Genomic DNA, 18,887 nt, shown 5'->3' with positions numbered 1-18,887 from the left:
GGAGTTAGGCTTCGTGGAAAAACGGATAATCGCCATGAAGATCAAGGCTCTTGCAGTTTTATTTTCGGTCGGATTGCTCGCGACCCAGCCTGCTTACGCGGAAGAGGGCGCTTTTCTCTCCTCGCTGAAGGGCACGTGGGCGGGAAAGGGAACCGTAATTACCCGGATCGGCACACCGCCCATTAACGTCAGCTGCACGCTGAATTCCAACGCGGGATCATCGTCACTCAACATGTCCGGCACTTGCCGCGGTCTTCTGGTGGTAAGGCGCGCGATCGCAGCCGATCTCTCGGAGAAGGGCGGGCGCTATAGCGGCGCCTATACGGGCCCTTCCGGTCGGCCGTCCGCACTATCGGGCACAAGAAAAGGAAACGCCATCAATCTGACGGTGCGATGGAACCGCGATATCAACGGCGACCGCGTTGCCGCCATGACCATCGAAAAGGTCGGAGCCAACGGCTTGCGGCTGCGCACAACCGATAAGGACGGCAGGACCGGCAAGACGGTGGTGACGAGCGACATCCAGCTGGTGCGTTGAAGAGCTTACGGATAGCATCTCCAGTTCTTCAGCTGAATTCAAGCAGCAACGGGCAATGATCCGAGACTTCGGGCTGCCTAACGACGTCGAAATGATCAACTTTCACAGCCGGATTGATCAGCAGGTAGTCCGCATATCTGTTCTGCTTGGCGTAATGTGAGGTTCTGGTATCTGTGAAACCGCGGGTCGTGACGAGCTCGACAAGATTGAGTTCATTCAACACGGTAAAGGTTTCGCTGTCGGGCAGGACATTAAAATCGCCGCAAACGATGACCCGGTCGCCATCCTCCGCAATGTTCTTGACGAGGTTCACAAGTCGTTTTGCCTGCGCCAGGCGGGCGGCGGTATCGTGTTTGCCGTCGAGGTCGCGTAGCCCATGCATATGGGCAATGACAGCCGGCTGTCCGGTGGCAAAGTCGAAAACCCTGATGGCATGGCCGGTGCGTGACCGTGGATGATCGCCATATCCGTCCGCAGAAAAGGTCCCATGGACGAAGCCCTGTGCCTGCGCAACGATGGCGATGGACTTGCGAACGAATGTTGCCAGTCCCCATTGGGAAAAATATCTAGTCGTACCGTGCCAGAGATCACCCTGCGCCGCGGGGCAGAATATCGCGACATGATCCGGCAGGGCATCGGCGACATCGCGGAGGAAATTCGCTCTCTGCGGAAGCTCGATGCCGTGATCACGATAGGTCAACCAATCCTCTTGGGCAGCGGGCGTATGCACCACTTCCTGCAGGCACAAGATATCCGGGTCGGACAGGGAGATGTAAGGGACGAGTTCGTCGTGGAGCTTTCCGCCCCAACCGTTCAGGCAGATAAGGCGCATGCACACTCCATCGCTTGATTGTGTGATCCGATTTAGCATGGAAGCGATGAAGATCAATCACACCCCGTTCTTTTTCACGGCCGGGATTACGCCCACCTGAATGAGGAAGGCCCGAATTGCTTCGGGCCTTAGTCGTTCGAGCCCAGATTGGCGCTGCGGCGCTGCCTTACATTTTCGGCAGCAACACCTTGTCTATGACATGTATGACGCCGTTGGATTGTTTAACATCAGCGATGGTGACATGGGCGACCGTGCCATTCTCATCGGTGAGTGTGATTTTTCCCATGCTTTCTTTTGCCTTGAGTACGCAACCGCCGACCGTCTTCACGTCGTGCTCGCCCTTGTCATCCTTGATCATTTTTTCGATGGCGGATGACAGTGCATTGGCTGCAACGACGTGGCAGGTGAGAACCTTGACCAGCTTCTGCTTGTTCTCTGGCTTCAGAAGATCGTCGACCGCGCCTTTCGGAAGGGCCGCGAAAGCCTCGTTGGTGGGTGCAAAAACCGTAAACGGTCCTTTGCCCTGAAGTGTTTCCACAAGTCCGGCGGCCTTTACCGCGGCGACGAGGGTCGTGTGGTCTTTTGAGTTCACCGCATTTTCAACGATGTTCTTGTCCTCGAACATCGCCGCGCCGCCCACCTTGGGGTTCGCGGCATAGGCCGAAACCGTGCCGATGGAAAGAGCTGCAGCCAGCGTCAGGGCGCGAACGGAAAGCTTGTACATCATTATTCCTCCTTGTGACATCCAAGGCCCCGAAAGGTGGCTCTTCCAGCGGCCGCTATCGGTTATCCGTAGCGACACAAGAGACGGAAGCCGGTCTCGCAAAGTTTCAGGCGAGCCGGAAAAAAAGATAAATGGCTGATTTAAAACATGGTCCGGGCGCGCAAACGCCGAGGGTTCGTCCTGCGACGGGACGGAAAACGAAAAAGCCCGGATCGCTCCGGGCTTTCTGTCTCGAACGAAGGACAGCTTATTCGGCCGCCTCGGCATAGGCCTCCATCGGCGGGCAGGTGCAGATGAGGTTGCGGTCGCCATAGACATTGTCGATGCGGTTGACCGGCGACCAGTATTTGTCGATGCGGAATGCGCCGGGCGGGAAGCATCCCTTTTCGCGGCTGTAGGGACGATCCCATTCGCCGACGAGGTCTTCCACCGTATGGGGCGCGTTCTTGAGCGGATTGTTGGTCTTGTCCGCGCGGCCTTCCTCGATGTCGCGGGCTTCCTCGCGGATGGCCAGCATGGCGTCACAGAACCGGTCGAGTTCCGCCTTGGTCTCGGATTCCGTCGGCTCGATCATCAGCGTGCCGGCAACCGGCCAGCTCATGGTCGGCGCGTGGAAACCGCAGTCGATCAGGCGCTTGGCCACGTCATCGACAGTCACGCCGCAGCTGTCTGCCAGCGGGCGGGTGTCGATAATGCATTCATGTGCCACGCGTCCCGTTTCGGATTTGTAGAGCACGTCATAAGCACCCTTCAGCCGCTCGGCGATGTAGTTGGCGTTGAGGATCGCAACCTTGGTTGCCTGCGTCAGCCCTTCGCCGCCCATCATCAGGCAGTAGCTCCAGGAAATCGGCAGGATGGACGGCGAACCGAACGGGGCGGCAGACACCGCACCCTCGCGGCCATCGGTCGCCGGATGGCCGGGCAGGTAAGGGGCAAGATGCGCCTTGACGCCGATCGGCCCCATGCCAGGACCACCGCCACCGTGCGGAATGCAGAAGGTCTTGTGCAGGTTAAGGTGCGAAACGTCGGAGCCGATATCGCCGGGACGGGCAAGGCCCACCATGGCGTTCATGTTCGCGCCATCAAGATACACCTGACCGCCATGCTTATGGGTGATCTCGCAAATTTCGCGAACCGTCTCCTCGAACACGCCGTGAGTGGACGGATAGGTGATCATGCAGCATGAGAGGTTTTCGGCGTACTGCTCTGCTTTTGCACGGAAATCATCGATATCGATGTCACCGTTATCCCGCACTTTCACCGGCACCACCTTCATGCCCACCATCTGCGCCGAGGCAGGATTGGTGCCATGCGCCGAGGTCGGAATGAGGCAGACATCACGGTGTGTCCCGCCATTGGCGAGGTGATAGTTGCGGATGGTCAAGAGCCCGGCATACTCGCCTTGCGCACCGGAATTCGGCTGCATGGAGAAGGCGTCGTAACCTGTGACCGAGCACAGCTTTTCGGAGAGATCGTCGATCATCTCCTTGTAACCGAGTGCCTGATTGGCCGGTACGAAGGGATGGATGTCGGAAAATTCCGGCCAGGTGATCGGCAGCATCTCTGCCGTCGCATTGAGTTTCATGGTGCAGGAACCGAGCGGGATCATCGAGCGGTCGAGCGCCAGATCGCGGTCCGAAAGACGGCGGATGTAGCGCGTCATCTCGCTTTCGGCACGGTTCATGTGGAAGATCGGATGCGTCATGTACTGGCTGGTACGCAGCAGCTCCTTCGGCAGGCGATAGTCCGGCGTGAAATCCGAGACCGAGAAATTGCCGCCGAAAGCGCGCCAGACGGCTTCCAGCGTTGCCGGGCGCGTACGCTCGTCAAGGCTCATGCCGATCTTGGTGGCGCCGACCTTGCGCAGGTTCACCCCTTCCGCGACGGCCGAACGCAGGATAACGCCCTGCATATGGCCGACTTCGACGGTGATCGTGTCGAAGAAGGTCTCCGGCTCGATGGTGTAACCGAGCTTTTCCAGTCCCTTGGCCATCAGCACGGCCTTCTGGTGGGTCTGCTGGGCAATCGCCTTGATGCCCTGCGGGCCATGGAAGACGCCGTACATCGAAGCCATGACTGCCAGCAGCACCTGCGCCGTGCAGATGTTGGAGGTGGCCTTCTCACGGCGAATATGCTGCTCGCGGGTCTGCAGCGACAGGCGATAGGCGCGGTTGCCGCGCGCATCGACCGAGACGCCGACGAGACGGCCCGGCATGGAGCGCTTATGCGCATCCTTGACGGCCATGTAAGCGGCATGCGGACCGCCGTAGCCGACCGGAACGCCAAAGCGCTGCGAGGTGCCGATGGCGATGTCAGCGCCCATTTCGCCGGGAGATTTCAGCAGCGTCAGGGCCAGAAGATCGGCGGCGACGGCGGCAATCGCGCCCGTCTGATGCAGGCGGGAAATCAGGCCGGAGAAATCGCTGACATGTCCGTGCGTGCCGGGATACTGGAAGATCGCGCCAAACACGTCGACCGGATCGAGATCGGTGAAGGGGTTGCCGACAATCACCTTCCAGCCGAGCGGGGCCGCACGGGTCTCGATCAGCGCGATGGTCTGCGGATGGCAATTGGCATCCACGAAGAAGGCGGTCGCCTTGGATTTCGCGACGCGCTGGCACATGGCCATGGCTTCGGCGGCCGCAGTCGCTTCATCGAGCAGCGAGGCGTTGGCGACGTCAAGGCCGGTCAGATCGCAGACCATGGTCTGGTAGTTCAGCAGCGCCTCAAGACGGCCCTGGCTGATTTCCGGCTGGTATGGCGTATAGGCCGTGTACCAGGCCGGGTTTTCCAGAATGTTGCGCTGGATGACCGGCGGCGTGATGGTGCCGTAATAGCCCTGACCTATCAGCGAGGTCAGGACCTGGTTCTTGTTTGCCGTCTCGCGAAGACGATCCAGCGCCTCACGTTCGGTCAAGGCCGCACCCCAGGTGAGAGGCACTTTTTGACGGATGGAGGAGGGAACGGTGGCGTCGATTAGCGCGTCGAGGCTCTTATAGCCGACGACCTTCAGCATCTCGGCCATTTCCGACGGCGACGGCCCGATGTGACGCCGGTTGGCGAAGTCATAGGGCTGATAGTCGGTGAAATGGAATTCGGTGGGCGTCGTCATTACGCGATCAGCTCCTTGTAGGCTGCCTCGTCGAGCAGCGTATCGGCATCTGCAACGTTGGAAAGCTTGAGCTTGAAGAACCAGCCGGCGCCTTGAGGATCGGAATTGACCAGCGAGGGGTCGTCGACGATGGCCTGGTTGATCTCGACCACTTCGCCATCCAGCGGACAATAGACGTCGGAAGCCGCCTTGACGGATTCAACGGTTGCGGCTTCTCCATCCTTGGAGAAGGTGGCACCCACTTCCGGCAATTCGACGAAAACGAGATCGCCGAGCTGTTCAGCGGCGTGGCTGGTAATGCCAACGGTGGCGACATCGCCTTCGAACTTCAGCCATTCGTGTTCTGCAGTAAATTTCAGCATCGTGTTCTCTCCGGAGATGGGATGAAATTATCGTTTGTAGGTGGGCTTTATGAAGGGCAGGGCGGCGACGGTGACGGGCAGATATTTGCCGCGCACTTCCGCGAAGATCGCCGTGCCGGGAGCGGCGTAAGAAACAGGCACGTAACCCATGGCGACGGGGCCTTCGACCGAAGGACCGAAACCGCCCGAGGTCACTTCGCCGATTTCCGTCTTGCCTTCAGCATCCGCGAAAAGCTTCGAATGGCCACGCACCGGTGCCTTGCCCTCGGGCTTCAGGCCGACGCGGCGGCGCGATGTGCCGTCCTTCAGTTCACCAAGAATGCGTTCCGCGCCCGGGAAACCGCCTTCGCGATCACCGCCGGCACGGCGCGCCTTCTGGATCGCCCATTCCAGCGATGCTTCGATGGGGGAGGTCGTGGTGTCGATGTCATTACCGTAAAGGCAAAGGCCTGCTTCCAGCCGCAGACTGTCACGCGCGCCAAGTCCGATGGCTTCGCAATCGGGGTGTTCGAGCAAGGCCCTGGCGATCTCTTCTGCCTTGTCTGCCGGCACGGAAATTTCAAAGCCGTCTTCACCGGAGTAACCGGAGCGGGAGACGATGCAGGCAACATCGTGCAGCGGCACCTCCTGCACGTCCATGAATTTCATCTCGGAAACGCCCGTCCAGAGTTCGGCCAGTACCTCCTCGGCGCGGGGGCCCTGCAGCGCGATCAAGGCGCGGTCCTCGAGAAGGGTGATTTCGCAGCTGTCTGAAAGATGCGCCTTCATATGGGCGACGTCGGCATCCTTGCAGGCCGCGTTGACGACGACGAAAAGGTGATCGCCGCGATTGGTGATCATCAGATCATCAAGAATGCAGCCCTTGTCGTCGGTGAAGAAACCGTAGCGCTGGCGGCCTTCCTTGAGGCCGAGAATATCCACCGGCACCAGCTTTTCCAGTGCCTGTGCGGCATCGGCGTTGTTGCCGGACTTTGCCTTCACAATCACCTGCCCCATATGGGAGACGTCAAAGAGACCGGCTGAGGTGCGGGTTTGAAGATGCTCCTTCAAAACGCCGGCCGGATATTGCACGGGCATGTCGTAACCGGCGAATGGCACCATGCGGGCGCCAAGCGACAGGTGCAGGGAATGAAGCGGCGTGGTTTTCAGCGCGGCGGTATCGTCCAAGGACGCCTCCAGGGTTGCGCGAGCAATCGCGCGGGCTCAGGTCGTGGCGCAGATGCGCCGGTTCAAGAGCCCCCTCTGTCCTTGTCGCCTGAGATTGTTATCCCTTCGGCGAGCCGTCCTTATGAAAGGTGGCTTCTCTCCAGAGTTCCGTCGTCATCGCTGGTCCTTTTGCCTGAGAGTTTCCGGGGCGGTTGCTCCTTCGGCACCGCATTGAAGCGGTTTCTCCCAACGATGATGCGACGCTCATTATCTTCGAAGACCCGCTATTGGCAAGGACCAAATGACGCATCTGAACAGATTCTTGCTCCATCTGCGCCATCATCCCTCATCTCTCTCGCAACGACGTTTTGATATTGTCATTCCGTCATCATTCCAACGAATGGGAATGGCGGTGGAAAGACGCCGTCATTCCGATTTTTTTGCCGGCAGACCCTTGCGTTTCGTTGAGGCAAAATCCTCAAGTTCCTTTTCCGTCATGGACTTCTCCATGCTTTTTGAAGCACCTTTTAAACTGGATTTCTTCGTTTCGCCCCTTTTGGCGGCGAGTGCTGCACCCGCGGCTTTCTGCTGGGCTTTCGATTTGGCAGGCATGTCATGTCTCCCTTAAACGATCCGTGTTGCAGGAAAATGCCGCCTTGCGGCGATTGTTCCTCATACACGTCAAGCCTGCGGCAAAATTCCCCTTTGAAATCGAAGGGAAGCGCGATATCGCATGAGATCATGGGCGCACATCGAAAAAGACGGCTGACAGGGATCGAGAAAATGCTTCGCATTTTCTGTGCAATCCTGATGCTGTCGCTCGGTTTTGCCCATAGGCCGGCGCTTGCCGCAGCCCCCGCAGTCGCGCTCGATGAGAGCTACCGGCTGCCTGATGGCACCTTTGCGGAGATCTGCCTCGGCCATGGCGGCGGGGTGAATGCCTCGCATGCCAAGGAGGGGCCCGCCCATTCGGGCGACGCGATCCTGTTTTGCGAGGCCTGCCTGCTGGCCTCGTCCATTCTTCTTCCGGTCCCCGACAAGGAAAGCTGGCTGAAGACCGAATTTGCCTGGCTTGAGAACCGCCCGTCCACCGATTGGCGTTTCCACCCGGTCCCGACGATCCGCAAACCGGTCGCACGCGGCCCGCCAGCCTTGTCCGCCTGATTTTTCATCTTACAGGATCATCGCCGCCGAACCGGTGGCAAGAAACGGCTGCTTGAACCCGAAGGGCTGGCAGTCGCAGGGACAGACAAATGAAAACCACCAAGATCATCACATCGACCCTTTTTATCGCCGCGGTTTCCACCGCGCAGGCTTCTGCCCACGCCACCTTCGTTGACGGCTCGGCCGAACAGGAAAGCACTGTCGTCGCCGCTCTTCAGGTGCCGCACGGTTGCGAAGGCGGGCTTGCCACGACGGAAGTGCAGATCAAGCTGCCGGAGGGCTTCATTTCCGCCAAGCCGCAGCCGAAGGCCGGCTGGGAGCTGGAGGTCATCAAGGGCGATTACCGGAAGGCCTATAAAAATCACGGCAAGGAGATCAAAAGCGGGCCCGTCGAAATTCGCTGGAAGGGCGGCAATCTGCCGGACGAATTCTACGATACCTTTGCCGTGCAGGGGAAGGTTTCGAGCGTCGAGGTGGGGCAGGAACTACCCTTCAAGGTGACACAGCTTTGCGGCGACAAGGGCAAGGTTTCCTGGGATGAAGTGGCTGCAGCCGGTGTCGATCCCCACTCGCTGAAAAATCCCGCGCCGACCATCAAGGTCACCGCCAATGCCCATGCGGGCGGACACGATCACGCAGGCATGAGCATGGATACGGATGTCGTGAAGGCTGGCAATCTCGAAGTGTCTGGCGGCGCGACGAAGGCCATGTTGCCGGGCCAGCCCGTCGGCGGCGGTTATGTGACGATCAAGAATGGCGGCGATAGCGACGACAAGCTGATCGGTGTCGAATCGTCTGTCGCCGGACGCGCTGAAATCCATGAAATGGCCATGGTCAATGACGTGATGAAGATGCGCAAGCTGGACGAGGGCATCGTCATCCCCGCCGGTCAGACCGTGGAATTGAAACCCGGCGGCCTGCACATGATGTTCTTCGACGTGAAGAAGCCCTTTGCCGAAGGAGACAAAGTGCCGGTAACGCTGATCTTCGAAAAAGCCGGGAAGGTCGACGTCATACTGTCTGCGGGAGCTGCCAAGGGCGGCGGCGACCATCAACATAATTGACCAATGAAAAGCGGCTACCGGAACGCGTGACAGGTCCGGTAGCCGCAAGATTTCTCATTTGTCCGGTCTATTGTTTCGGCGCCGCGGCGGAAAACGGATGACGCTCGCTTTTGGTGATTTCCGGAAGCCGGGTGTAGATATCTAGAAACTCAACCTGACACCAAGCTGAATGCCACTCCCGCAACGACAGGGTTGAAATCTAACAAGCGACATCAGGATGTCTGTCTATCATCCTGATTCAAAAGAATATCATCTGCTTTTTGGGGGAGGTTGTTTTCCTCGTATGCCTCCACGGCCTGCTCAAGCGTCGCCTGCGGTTCCTGATGCTGGCTGGCGACGGTCAGGAAATAGAGGGTGAGGGCTGGTGGCTTGATCACAGTCATCATGCCGCGAAGCTGGAAGTCGTCGCTGTTCTCGGCCTTGCGCGCGAGTTCGTGAATGGCCTCTTCGACCTCGCTCCGGCGCGGCACGCGCTGTGACGGTTTTACAGCCTCCAGCGCATAGGCTGCCGTGTTCGCAGAAACGGAAAGAACCTGTGTCATCCAACCTCCGGCCATCGTTGCCGACCTTCAAAAACCGCAGGTTAGCATCTGCGTGTTGTTGGAAGGCTAAATCGCGGAGGCGCAATTTAATCGTATTTTAACAGCTGGTAGTGCCCGGCCAAGGGTTTCGCAGGCGGTTTACGTGGTCTAGAAATCCAAGCGGACCGTGAGGTCCGGCCGTTCCCTCCGGAGATAAATGCATGATCAATATAGTCCTCGTCGCAGCGGGCGGCGCAATCGGTTCCGTCTTCCGTTATCTGGTCGGCGTCTGGAGCGTCCGGCTGGCGGGGGTGAATTTCCCCTGGGGAACGCTTACGGTCAACGTGGTGGGTTCTTTCCTGATCGGTCTCCTGGTGGAGCTCGTGGCACGACGGCTGAATGCCTCGATGGAAATGCGGCTTTTTCTCGTGACCGGCGTGCTCGGCGGGTTCACGACGTTTTCATCTTTTTCGCTCGATGCTGTCTCGCTTTTTGAACGCGGCGCGCTCGGCCTTTCTGCCGTTTACGTTCTTGCGAGCCTTTCGGTTTCCATCGCTGCGGTTTTCGCCGGGCTGGCCTTGGGCCGCAACTTGTTCTAAAGGCTTGATCCAAACGGCGCGCCGAAGAAACGGCTGCGCGATCAGGACAGAGAGACTGGAAAATTTATGGCAGGTATCGAGCATATCAAGGTCGAGGCCGACGAGGCCGGTATGCGCCTCGATCGCTGGTTCAAGATTCACTATCCGGGGCTTGGGTTCGGGCAGTTGCAGAAGCTGCTGCGATCCGGCCAGGTGCGTGTGGATGGCGGCCGGGTGAAGACGGACGCGCGGGTGCAGCCGGGACAGATGGTGCGCGTGCCGCCGGTCGATTCCGATATGAAGACCAAGAGCGGTCCGATCGGCTCGAAGGACCTCAAACATTCCGCCGATGGCGAGCTGTTGGCACGAATGCTGCTGCATGAAGACGACAAGGTGTTCGTTTTCAACAAGCCTGCTGGCATCGCCGTTCAGGGCGGCTCGGGGGTGACCCGGCACATTGACGGCTTGCTGGAAGCCTGGACCAACCAGAAGGGCGAAAAGCCGCGTCTCGTGCACCGGCTGGATCGTGATACGTCGGGTGTGCTGGTGGTTGCCCGTACCAGAGGTGCCGCGCAAAAACTGACCGCCGCCTTCCGCGAACGCGACACCAAGAAAACCTATTGGGCGCTCGTCAAAGGCGTGCCGCGCAAGCACCAGGACAAGATTTCCACCTGGCTGGTCAAGGAACAGACGATCGACGGAGACCGCATGCGCATCGCCAAGCATGGCGAGGAGGGCGCCGATCACGCCGTGTCCTATTACCGCGTCATCGATACCGCCGCGCAGAACCTCGCCTGGCTGGAAATGGAGCCCTATACCGGCCGCACCCATCAGCTTCGCGTGCACGCGCTGCATATGGGGCACCCGATCATCGGCGATCCCAAATATTACATCGACGATCCAAACTGGGATTTTCCGGGCGGCATCCAGAAGCGCCTGCATCTGCATGCGCGCCATATCGACATTCCGCATCCGAATGGCGGCCGGCTTCGGGTCAGCGCACCCCTGCCGCCACATATGGTACAGACCTGGAACCTGCTCGGTCTCGACGTGGCCGATGGCGATAGGGAAGACTGACGGCAGATGAAACTGGTTCTTTTCGATTGCGACGGAACGCTGGTGGACAGCGCGGGCCTTATCCATGCCGTCATGGCCGATACGTTCGCCGATTTTGGCAAGCCGCGCCCCGATATCTCCGAAACCAAGGCGATCATCGGTCTGACGCTGGATATCGCCATCGCCCGCATGCTCGGCAAGGCGCATGTGGATGACGAGGTTCAGGCGATGACCCAGCGTTATAAGGAAATCTACCATCCGATCCGTGCACGTCCGGGGATGATCGAGCCGCTTTTCGAGGGCATCGCCCCGCTGATCGACACCCTTTCAAGGCGGGATGACGTGCTGATCGGTGCGGTGACGGGCAAGGGGAGGCGCGGGCTGACCCACATTCTCGAAACCCATGGATTTGCCAGGCACTTCATTGTCTCGCGTACGGCGGATGATTGCCCTTCCAAGCCGCATCCGGCCATGGTGATGGAATGCTGCCATGAAACCGGCATGGTTCCGGCCGATACTGTCGTTATCGGCGACGCGGTCTATGATATGCAGATGGCAAAAGCTGCGGGCGCAAAAGCGATCGGCGTCGCCTGGGGTTATGCGTCCATCGACGAACTCTGGACGGCGGGCGCCGATGCGGTCGTCAGCCACCCGCGTGAAATCCCGGTCTATGTTCCGACCGATAATCCCTAATTATCCTTTCTACCGACCGATGAGGATGTGCCATGCGTGATCTCCTGAACGACCTTTCGGAAGGCCTGAGCCACCCCGATCCGATCCTGCGCGCGCAGATCCAGATGCAGAAACCGCTGCCCAAGCGGTTCTACAAGGATGTGACGGTCGGCGAGGCGGCGGAGGAAGGCTTCACCATCCTTCTCGACGGTAAGCCGTTGCGCACCCCCGCCAAGAAGCCGTTGGTCGTGCCGTCGAGGTCGCTCGCGGAATTGCTTCGCGATGAATGGGACGCCCAGACCGAGGCCGTTAATCCGGTTGTCATGCCGGTGTCGCGCCACGTGAACACGGCCATCGACGGCGTCGCCAATGATACGCAGGCGGTTTTCGAGGATATATTGCGGTTTTCCTCCTCCGATCTCCTCTGCTACCGCGCTGGTGAACCGGAAGCGTTGGTCGCGCGCCAGACGGACCATTGGGATCCCGTGCTCGACTGGGCGGCCAATGTACTTGGCGCGCGCTTCATTCTGGTGGAGGGCGTAATGCATCGCGACCAGCCGCGGGAGGCCATCGCTGCCTTTGCAGTGACGCTGAAAAAATACGATACACCGATCGCGCTCGCGGCACTCCATACCATGACGTCGCTGACAGGGTCTGCCATTCTGGCGCTGGCGCTGGCGGAAGGAGAGCTGACGCTTGAGGAAGCCTGGGCGCTTGCCCATCTGGATGAAGACTGGACTGCGGAACAATGGGGTGAGGATGAGGAGGCGCTGGAGCGCCGGGCCGTCCGTCTCATCGACATGCGTGCCGCGGTCAATGTTCTGGAGTCTCTGACGAGCGCATCTTAACGCTTTTCTAACCCTGATCGACGATCATCAGGCTACCTCACGTAAGGGGAGCCGCAGATCATGACAACCATGCTGAAACGCCTTGGCATCATTGTGCTGGCGTGTTTCATGCTCATGTCTTTCAGGCTTGAACCGGAAGCGACCAGTGCCGATCGGCTGCTTTACGACGTGCGCGGCGCGTTTGTTGCAGCACGACCGGATGTGGCGCCGGCGCTGATGCAGTCCATTCATGCGCAGGTTCAGAATGCGATCAAGACCACAGCACGGGGAGAAACCCGACCGCGCGTGGTGCTGACCATCCGCCTTGCATCCGTCACACGCGGTCCCTTCCTTTTCGGTGAAAAGGCCTCCGCCAAGGTCATCGTGCGGGCCGCCGCCGTGGCCACGGGCGAGGTGATCGCCGAAGCCAAATTCACCGCCACCGTCGTAAGCTTCGATGACGAGGCTTTAGAACAGGAGCTTGCTTATGGCGTTGCCGAGCGGGTGATCCGCGAATTCAGATTGAACCGGCCGGGTCCGACCACGCTGGCGACGGCGCTGTTTCCATAGATTGGACCAAAGGCGTGAGCGGGACTGCGGCAGTCATCCGCGCGCCAGCGCCGGAAACCATCTTCTGCTTTGACAAAGTGCGTCTCGATATTCACATACGTTACGTATCTCAATTGACATGCGTCGTGTAGGTTACTATCTCACATACGCAACGTATGTGAATTGGACGTCCGGAGTTTTTCTTCCGACGCCACTCAGCCAAAAAGAGAGATCCAAGATGAGCAAACGCGAGGCAATTTTTCCCGCAGACCGGCACGCGCTTTACGAACAGCACGGTTACTCTGCGGCAATTCGGTCGGGTGACCTTCTTTTCGTTTCCGGCCAGGTCGGCAGCCGTGCCGACGGAACGCCCGAACCCGACTTTGAGCGTCAGGTTCGGCTTGCTTTCGAAAATCTCGCGGCCACGCTCAAGGCCGCGGGATGCACGTTCGACGATATTGTCGACGTGACGACGTTCCATACCGACCCGCAGAACCAGTTCGGGACGATCATGGCCGTTAAGCAGGAGATTTTCAGCAAACAGCCTTATCCGAACTGGACCGCCGTCGGCGTCAACTGGCTTGCGGGCTTCGATTTCGAGATCAAGGTGATCGCCCGCATCCCGTGAGATGCGGTCGGCCTAAAGGGGCGGCGTTCGCAGGCGCTGCCCGTTTTGTGTTTGCGGCTTATCCGAGCCGTTCGGCATGCCATTTCAGATGATCGTCCATGAAGGTGGAGATGAAATAATAGGAGTGATCGTAGCGGTCGTGCAGGCGCAGCGTCAGGCCGATATCCGTGCCTTTGATCGCCTCTTCGAACAGCCATGGCCGCAGGCCCTTTTCCAGGAAACTGTCGGCCTTGCCCTGATCGATCAGGAATTCGGGAAAACGCGCACCGTCCTCCACCAGTGAGCAGGCGTCGTATTGACGCCATGCTGCCCGGTCCGGTCCCAGATATTTTTCCAGCGCGGGTTCCGACCAGTCAGCGGAGGAGGGAGCCACGATCGGCGCGAAAGCGGAGCAGCTTTTGAACCGTTCGGGGTTTTTCAGGGCGATGGTCATCGCGCCGTGGCCGCCCATGGAGTGGCCGAAAATGCCCTGACGGCTCATATCGGCGCGGAAATGCTGGCCGACCAGTGCAGGCAACTCCTCCGTCACGTAGCTGTACATCCGGTAGTGCTCCGACCAGGGTTTCTCGGTCGCGTCGAGATAAAATCCCGCGCCTTTGCCCATCTGCCAGTTGGTCAGTTCATCCGGTACGTCATTGCCGCGCGGACTGGTGTCGGGGCACACGACGATAAGACCAAGTTCGGAAGCCATGCGGCGATATTCGCCCTTCTCCATGACATTGGCATGGGTGCAGGTGAGGCCGGAGAGATACCACAGGACGGGGCATGGCTCGTGGATTGCCTTCGGCGGTACGTAAACCGCAAAGGTCATCTCGCATTTCAGGGTCTCGGATACATGGGAAAATACGCCCTGCATGCCACCAAAGGCCGTATTTTGCGAAATAATGTTCATGAAGCCATTCCTTTGAAAAAATCCCGGTTCAACCGGCAAGCGAGACTGCGGCATTGACGGCTGCCGCTACCAGAACCGTGTTGAAGAAGAAAGAGACGATGGAGTGCAGCAACGTGACCTTGCGCATGGCGGTCGTGGTCACACCCACGTCCGAGGTCTGCGCCGTCATGCCGATCACCACGGCGAAATAGAGAAAGTCGTAACCGCAGGGCTCTTTGGTCGCGGGGAAGTCCATGCCGCCGCGATGCTGGCGCTTGCCGTCGACCGTGTGCGGACGCCAGTAAAGATGCGCGTAGTGCAGGGCCGTCATGGTGTGGATGGTCAACCAGCCGAAAATCACCGAGGCGAAAGCGATGACCAGCGTCCAGACGGTTTCACCAGTATGGTTTAGCGCCTGAAAAAGGGACACCACGGCGACGGTCACTGCCAGCAGCGTCACGGCGATGATGGCAATTGCGGGGAGATCGTCGCTGTCGGCATGGGCTTTCAGATGCTGCGCCGTCAATTTGGAAAGACGAAAGGCAACCAGCGTCAGATAGGTCAGGAAGAAAGAAACTGCCGCGATTTCTATTGCCACGGAAGGCGCGAGAGCCAATGCAATACCGAGGCCGGAAGCCCCGACAAGAGCGGCGATGAAAAAAGGTTGATGGCGGCGATAGGTATTGCTGTTGGAACTGGCCGGGGTCATGGGCTGGGCCTTTCTGCTTGCGGCATCACTTTTTGACACGGCGGCAGAAACGGTCAAGCGTCTCCAGAAAAGCGGATCGATCGCGCGGCGAAAAAGCGGCATTATAGCCCTTGCTTTCACCGGTTTCGCGCAGATGTGCACCAAGGTCTCGCATCGCCGTTGCCATGCCGATATTCGACTGGTCGAAAACGCGGCCCGTGGGGCCCGTCACCAGTGCGCCTTTGGCAACACAGCGCCCGGCCAGCGGCACATCGGCGGTAACGACGATATCGTTCTCGCCGGCATGATCGGCAATCCAGTCGTCCGCCGCGTCGAAACCGGCGGAAACAATGACATTTCTGACCATGGGGTCGCGTGACGGGCGCAGACCGGAATTGGCAACAAAGGTTACCTCCAGCCCATGCCGCTCCGCGACCCTGAGGATTTCCGGCTTCACTGGACAGGCATCGGCATCGACGTAAATTTGCGGATTTTGCTGCATGGACACTCTTTTGGATCGTTCTGCCACGCTTCTAAGCGCAAATGCTGCGATTACCAAGCCCGCGATTGGTAAATTGCGGGCGAGGCAAGGGCAGGGCGTGGCGCTTGCGAAGGATCCGGAAATGAATTATGTTCCCTTTATGTTCTTTCCCAAGAGGGTTCCATGCTGGAAGAGTTCATAGTGAGGGCCAAGTCCGCCACATATGTTGGCGGGGGCAACAAATCCGCCACGCCCACTCGCACGGGATCGCATGATCTTGGCTATCGCGACGGAGACTGGCACTATATCGACAGCTATTTCGGCGGAACCGATTTCATCGGTCAAGAGGTCGTCTGGCACCGGGGGACAGCCATGTGGGCGATGAACTATCACGGCCGCATCCTACGGCCCGATATGATCGACGCCGCAACGGCCGGCATGGTCATTCAACGTTCGCTTTCCACGCTCTATCGGGAAGGGCGGTTTCTGGGCGGCTTCACGCACCCGGTGGAGAATTTGGTCTATGTCGACACGAATGCAGGCGAATTCCAGTCGTTCACCGGCGTCGAGCGCATTTATCTCGGACATTTCGAGACTTACCGACTCGACTATCATGGCGGGATCATAAAGCCATGAAAATTGCGATGATGGGGCGATGATGTTTCGCCGCCCCATCAGGCTTCAAATTAGCCCGGCTGCTTCGTCTTGCGCAGATAGGGAAGAACCGTGTCATAGGAACCAAAACGCGCAATCGCATCCTCATTGGAGACGGCGGCGGTAATGATGACGTCTTCGCCTTGCTTCCAGTTGGCTGGCGTCGCCACCTGGTGTTTCGAGGTCAGCTGGATGGAATCGATGGCGCGGAGAATTTCCTCGAAGTTGCGGCCGGTGGTCATGGGGTAGGTGAGGACCAGCTTGATCTTCTTGTCAGGACCGATGACGAAGACCGAGCGTACGGTGGCGTTATCGGCCGGTGTGCGGCCTTCCGAGCTGTCGCCGGCGCCGGCCGGCAGCATGTCGTAAAGCTTCGCGACCTTCAGGTCCTTGTCGCCGATCAGTGGATAATCGACATTGAAGCCAGTGGCGGCGCGGATGTCGTTCTTCCATTTTTCATGGCTTTCGACGGGATCGACCGAGATACCGATGATCTTCACACCGCGCTTTTCGAATTCCGGCTGCAGGCCGCCCATGGCGCCGAGTTCGGTGGTGCAGACCGGCGTAAAATTCTTCGGATGCGAAAACAGGACCGCCCAGCCATCGCCAATCCAGTCGTGAAAGCTTATCGGACCATGGGTGGTCTCGGCGGTGAAGTCGGGCGCTATATCGTTGATACGCAGGCTCATCTGGTGCTTTCTCCCTAATCATTTGAACTGAAAACTGATGGTGCGGCAATCCGTGTCCAGCGCAGGAGCTTAGAGTTTTTGCGTGAAATGGCCAGCCCTTTAGCGTGTGCCGACAACACGATGCGTTGTTTTCGCTCATTCCGGCGCCTATTGTGACACAACGCCAGGTAACAGAATTGCGGGGGGCAATTTTGCATGGGGGAGTGATGGAGAACAGCAATGACAATCACCATTACCGCCTTTGAACGCTCGCCCGATGGCGGCAAGGGTCTTGCCCGCGACATGCGTGTCCGCTGGGCACTGGAGGAAGTGGGGCAACCGTACGAGGTTCGCCTTCTTTCCTTCAAGGCGATGCGGGAGCAAGGGCATCTTGCACTTCAGCCCTTCGGGCAGATCCCGACCTATGAGGGCGATCTCGTCCTGTTCGAATCCGGTGCGATAATATTCCACATAGCCGAGCGCCACGCCGGCCTGTTGCCGCGGGAAGCGAACGCGCGGGCGCGCGCGATCATGTGGATGTTTGCGGCGCTCAGCACCGTGGAACCGCCGATAGTCGAGCATTTTGTCGCCGGTTTTGTCGAAAGGGACAAGAGCTGGCATCGTGAACGCCTGGAGATCGTCGATGAACGTATTCGCAAGCGACTTGGCGAACTGTCCCAGCGACTGGGTGAGGGCGGGTGGCTCGACGGCGCGTTCAGCGCCGGCGACCTGTTGATGATATCGGTGCTGCAACGGATAAAAAGCTCGGGCATTCTCGATGAATATGCGAACCTTGCAGCTTATGTGGCGAGAGGCGAGGCGCGTCCCGCCTACCGACGCGCATTTGCCGATCAGCTGGCGGTTTTCAAAGCCGCATCGAACTGATTGATACCATCGCGAGGGCCCGAACTTCAGGCCCTCGCTGTGCGCTAGCACTCCGCCGTGACAGATTTCCACAAACATGCCGGATCGAGGCCATCGCACCGCTCGATCACGATCCGCGTGCCGTTTTTCACCTGGCGTCGCCATGGATCGGAGGCGTCGCCGTGCGTGCGAATCCGGCCGCCGCGCTGAAGCCTTTGTAGAAGCGACCGCGAGAGCCCGAGCTCAGACGCCAGCAGGCGGTCGAGGCGTATACCGGTCTGGAACGGAACGATGAGATCAATTTCCGCCACGGCCCAATCCGGAGATTCATCCCGTATCTGTTTCACGATATCGAATTCGGGAAACTCGTCGACGCGCGGCGATCTGCGTCTCAACGCCTCGAGATTGAACGTTTCCAACCTTATCCATTGCGGGTCATTGTTCTGCAGCGCCTCGAGAACAGAAGGGCTGATGTCGCGAATAGTCCGCCGCTCAAAGATCGGCCGGTTCCAGCTCCTGTCGCATATCCGGCATCTGTATATGAGCCAGGCATCCAGCTTGCGGCCATTGGCATTGAGGCGGATCTTGCCGCTCGGCTGAAATGGCCTCGCTTCTCCGCATCCGCTGCAGGCAATCCAGGGCTGCGGCGCGGTTCTGGGTGTAACGGTCCACTGGACCCGAAATATATTGCACATAGTCGGTTGGTCTTCCATTCGGAAGTCCACCAAGATGGTGCAGGAGAAAACCCATGCGGGAACGGCGTGGCGGTGTTCTGGAGTGGTGAAGAGCTGAAACAGCATAGCTGCGCAGGGCACATTGTAACGATGCCAGACCGGTCTCTTGCCACCACCCGATGAACATGATCATGCTGCGATAGCCGGTGGCTAT

General features: G+C 59.0%; 23 protein-coding genes and 1 riboswitch. Of the genes, 11 read left to right on the top strand and 12 right to left on the bottom strand.

What is annotated here, in order from left to right:
• Positions 1-34: 34 nt before the first annotated feature.
• On the top strand, positions 35-538 hold the full coding sequence (locus K7A42_RS20560; RefSeq protein WP_282455860.1) for a hypothetical protein: 504 nt from the start codon (positions 35-37) through the stop codon (positions 536-538).
• A 28-nt stretch (positions 539-566) separates the two neighbouring features.
• Here K7A42_RS20560 and K7A42_RS20555 read toward each other — a convergent pair whose 3' ends face one another.
• The 6 genes from K7A42_RS20555 to K7A42_RS20530 form a co-directional block, all read right to left on the bottom strand.
• A complete protein-coding gene (locus K7A42_RS20555; RefSeq protein ID WP_282455776.1) occupies positions 567-1,370 on the bottom strand; it encodes an endonuclease/exonuclease/phosphatase family protein in 804 nt (267 codons plus the stop codon).
• 166 nt (positions 1,371-1,536) lie between these two features.
• Positions 1,537-2,094, bottom strand: a complete 558-nt coding sequence (locus tag K7A42_RS20550) for a fasciclin domain-containing protein (RefSeq protein ID WP_006697440.1) — start codon at positions 2,092-2,094, stop codon at positions 1,537-1,539.
• A 247-nt stretch (positions 2,095-2,341) separates the two neighbouring features.
• Positions 2,342-5,206 carry an aminomethyl-transferring glycine dehydrogenase gene (gcvP, locus tag K7A42_RS20545; RefSeq protein WP_045534962.1) on the bottom strand — a complete coding sequence of 955 codons (2,865 nt, stop codon included), beginning with the start codon at positions 5,204-5,206 and terminating at the stop codon, positions 2,342-2,344.
• A complete protein-coding gene (gcvH, locus tag K7A42_RS20540) occupies positions 5,206-5,568 on the bottom strand; it encodes a glycine cleavage system protein GcvH (protein WP_004441817.1) in 363 nt (120 codons plus the stop codon). Before gcvH ends, gcvP begins: the two co-directional genes overlap by 1 nt.
• Positions 5,569-5,595: 27 nt before the next feature.
• Positions 5,596-6,735: a glycine cleavage system aminomethyltransferase GcvT gene (gene gcvT / locus K7A42_RS20535; protein ID WP_006697442.1), complete on the bottom strand. Its 1,140-nt coding sequence runs from the start codon at positions 6,733-6,735 to the stop codon at positions 5,596-5,598.
• A gap of 150 nt (positions 6,736-6,885) precedes the next feature.
• A riboswitch (glycine riboswitch) is annotated at positions 6,886-6,973 on the bottom strand.
• A 167-nt stretch (positions 6,974-7,140) separates the two neighbouring features.
• The gene (locus tag K7A42_RS20530) at positions 7,141-7,326 is read right to left on the bottom strand and encodes a DUF3008 family protein (protein ID WP_006697443.1); all 186 of its coding nucleotides are present in this window, start codon (positions 7,324-7,326) and stop codon (positions 7,141-7,143) included.
• A gap of 171 nt (positions 7,327-7,497) precedes the next feature.
• Here K7A42_RS20530 and K7A42_RS20525 point away from each other — a divergent pair, with 171 nt between their 5' ends.
• Positions 7,498-7,878, top strand: coding sequence for a hypothetical protein (locus K7A42_RS20525; RefSeq protein ID WP_077986327.1), 381 nt, complete (start codon positions 7,498-7,500; stop codon positions 7,876-7,878).
• A gap of 89 nt (positions 7,879-7,967) precedes the next feature.
• Positions 7,968-8,942, top strand: coding sequence for a copper chaperone PCu(A)C (locus K7A42_RS20520; RefSeq protein ID WP_282455775.1), 975 nt, complete (start codon positions 7,968-7,970; stop codon positions 8,940-8,942).
• Between the two features lie 212 nt (positions 8,943-9,154).
• Here K7A42_RS20520 and K7A42_RS20515 read toward each other — a convergent pair whose 3' ends face one another.
• Positions 9,155-9,484 (bottom strand): hypothetical protein, encoded by a 330-nt coding sequence (locus K7A42_RS20515; protein WP_022556168.1) that lies wholly within the window; start codon positions 9,482-9,484, stop codon positions 9,155-9,157.
• A 200-nt stretch (positions 9,485-9,684) separates the two neighbouring features.
• Between K7A42_RS20515 and crcB the strand changes: the two genes are divergently transcribed.
• The 6 genes from crcB to K7A42_RS20485 all read left to right on the top strand — a co-directional run bounded on the left by crcB (position 9,685) and on the right by K7A42_RS20485 (position 13,773).
• A complete protein-coding gene (gene crcB / locus K7A42_RS20510) occupies positions 9,685-10,062 on the top strand; it encodes a fluoride efflux transporter CrcB (RefSeq protein WP_006697447.1) in 378 nt (125 codons plus the stop codon).
• A gap of 66 nt (positions 10,063-10,128) precedes the next feature.
• Complete coding sequence (locus K7A42_RS20505; protein WP_022556167.1) at positions 10,129-11,118, top strand: RluA family pseudouridine synthase; 990 nt, start codon at positions 10,129-10,131, stop codon at positions 11,116-11,118.
• A 6-nt stretch (positions 11,119-11,124) separates the two neighbouring features.
• Positions 11,125-11,790, top strand: a complete 666-nt coding sequence (locus K7A42_RS20500; RefSeq protein ID WP_037092784.1) for an HAD family hydrolase — start codon at positions 11,125-11,127, stop codon at positions 11,788-11,790.
• Positions 11,791-11,822: 32 nt separating this feature from the next.
• Complete coding sequence (locus K7A42_RS20495) at positions 11,823-12,617, top strand: ATP12 family chaperone protein (protein WP_282455774.1); 795 nt, start codon at positions 11,823-11,825, stop codon at positions 12,615-12,617.
• A 60-nt stretch (positions 12,618-12,677) separates the two neighbouring features.
• The gene (locus K7A42_RS20490) at positions 12,678-13,166 is read left to right on the top strand and encodes a hypothetical protein (protein ID WP_035208812.1); all 489 of its coding nucleotides are present in this window, start codon (positions 12,678-12,680) and stop codon (positions 13,164-13,166) included.
• Between the two features lie 217 nt (positions 13,167-13,383).
• Entirely contained in the window at positions 13,384-13,773 is a 390-nt protein-coding gene (locus K7A42_RS20485; protein WP_004441786.1) for a RidA family protein, read from the top strand.
• A gap of 58 nt (positions 13,774-13,831) precedes the next feature.
• Here K7A42_RS20485 and fghA read toward each other — a convergent pair whose 3' ends face one another.
• From fghA to K7A42_RS20470, 3 genes are read right to left on the bottom strand one after another with little or no spacing between them, the layout of a single operon-like run.
• Complete coding sequence (gene fghA, locus K7A42_RS20480; protein ID WP_282455773.1) at positions 13,832-14,665, bottom strand: S-formylglutathione hydrolase; 834 nt, start codon at positions 14,663-14,665, stop codon at positions 13,832-13,834.
• Positions 14,666-14,693: 28 nt separating this feature from the next.
• Positions 14,694-15,353, bottom strand: a complete 660-nt coding sequence (locus K7A42_RS20475; protein ID WP_244404979.1) for a DUF1345 domain-containing protein — start codon at positions 15,351-15,353, stop codon at positions 14,694-14,696.
• Between the two features lie 25 nt (positions 15,354-15,378).
• On the bottom strand, positions 15,379-15,834 hold the full coding sequence (locus K7A42_RS20470; RefSeq protein ID WP_004441780.1) for a YaiI/YqxD family protein: 456 nt from the start codon (positions 15,832-15,834) through the stop codon (positions 15,379-15,381).
• 162 nt (positions 15,835-15,996) lie between these two features.
• On the opposite strand from K7A42_RS20470, the gene K7A42_RS20465 reads away from it, so the two are divergent.
• The gene (locus K7A42_RS20465) at positions 15,997-16,449 is read left to right on the top strand and encodes a DUF5680 domain-containing protein (protein WP_153775530.1); all 453 of its coding nucleotides are present in this window, start codon (positions 15,997-15,999) and stop codon (positions 16,447-16,449) included.
• 50 nt (positions 16,450-16,499) lie between these two features.
• On the opposite strand, the gene K7A42_RS20460 is transcribed toward K7A42_RS20465, so the two are convergent.
• Complete coding sequence (locus K7A42_RS20460) at positions 16,500-17,156, bottom strand: peroxiredoxin (protein ID WP_004441776.1); 657 nt, start codon at positions 17,154-17,156, stop codon at positions 16,500-16,502.
• 219 nt (positions 17,157-17,375) lie between these two features.
• Between K7A42_RS20460 and K7A42_RS20455 the strand changes: the two genes are divergently transcribed.
• Complete coding sequence (locus K7A42_RS20455) at positions 17,376-18,020, top strand: glutathione S-transferase family protein (protein WP_282455772.1); 645 nt, start codon at positions 17,376-17,378, stop codon at positions 18,018-18,020.
• Positions 18,021-18,064: 44 nt separating this feature from the next.
• On the opposite strand, the gene K7A42_RS20450 is transcribed toward K7A42_RS20455, so the two are convergent.
• The gene (locus K7A42_RS20450; protein WP_037092773.1) at positions 18,065-18,694 is read right to left on the bottom strand and encodes a DUF1062 domain-containing protein; all 630 of its coding nucleotides are present in this window, start codon (positions 18,692-18,694) and stop codon (positions 18,065-18,067) included.
• Positions 18,695-18,887: the final 193 nt, after the last annotated feature.

The sequence above is a fragment of the Agrobacterium sp. InxBP2 genome (assembly GCF_026191755.1).
Taxonomy (GTDB): domain Bacteria; phylum Pseudomonadota; class Alphaproteobacteria; order Rhizobiales; family Rhizobiaceae; genus Agrobacterium; species Agrobacterium pusense.
This window is presented reverse-complemented; position numbering and strand designations above follow the sequence as displayed.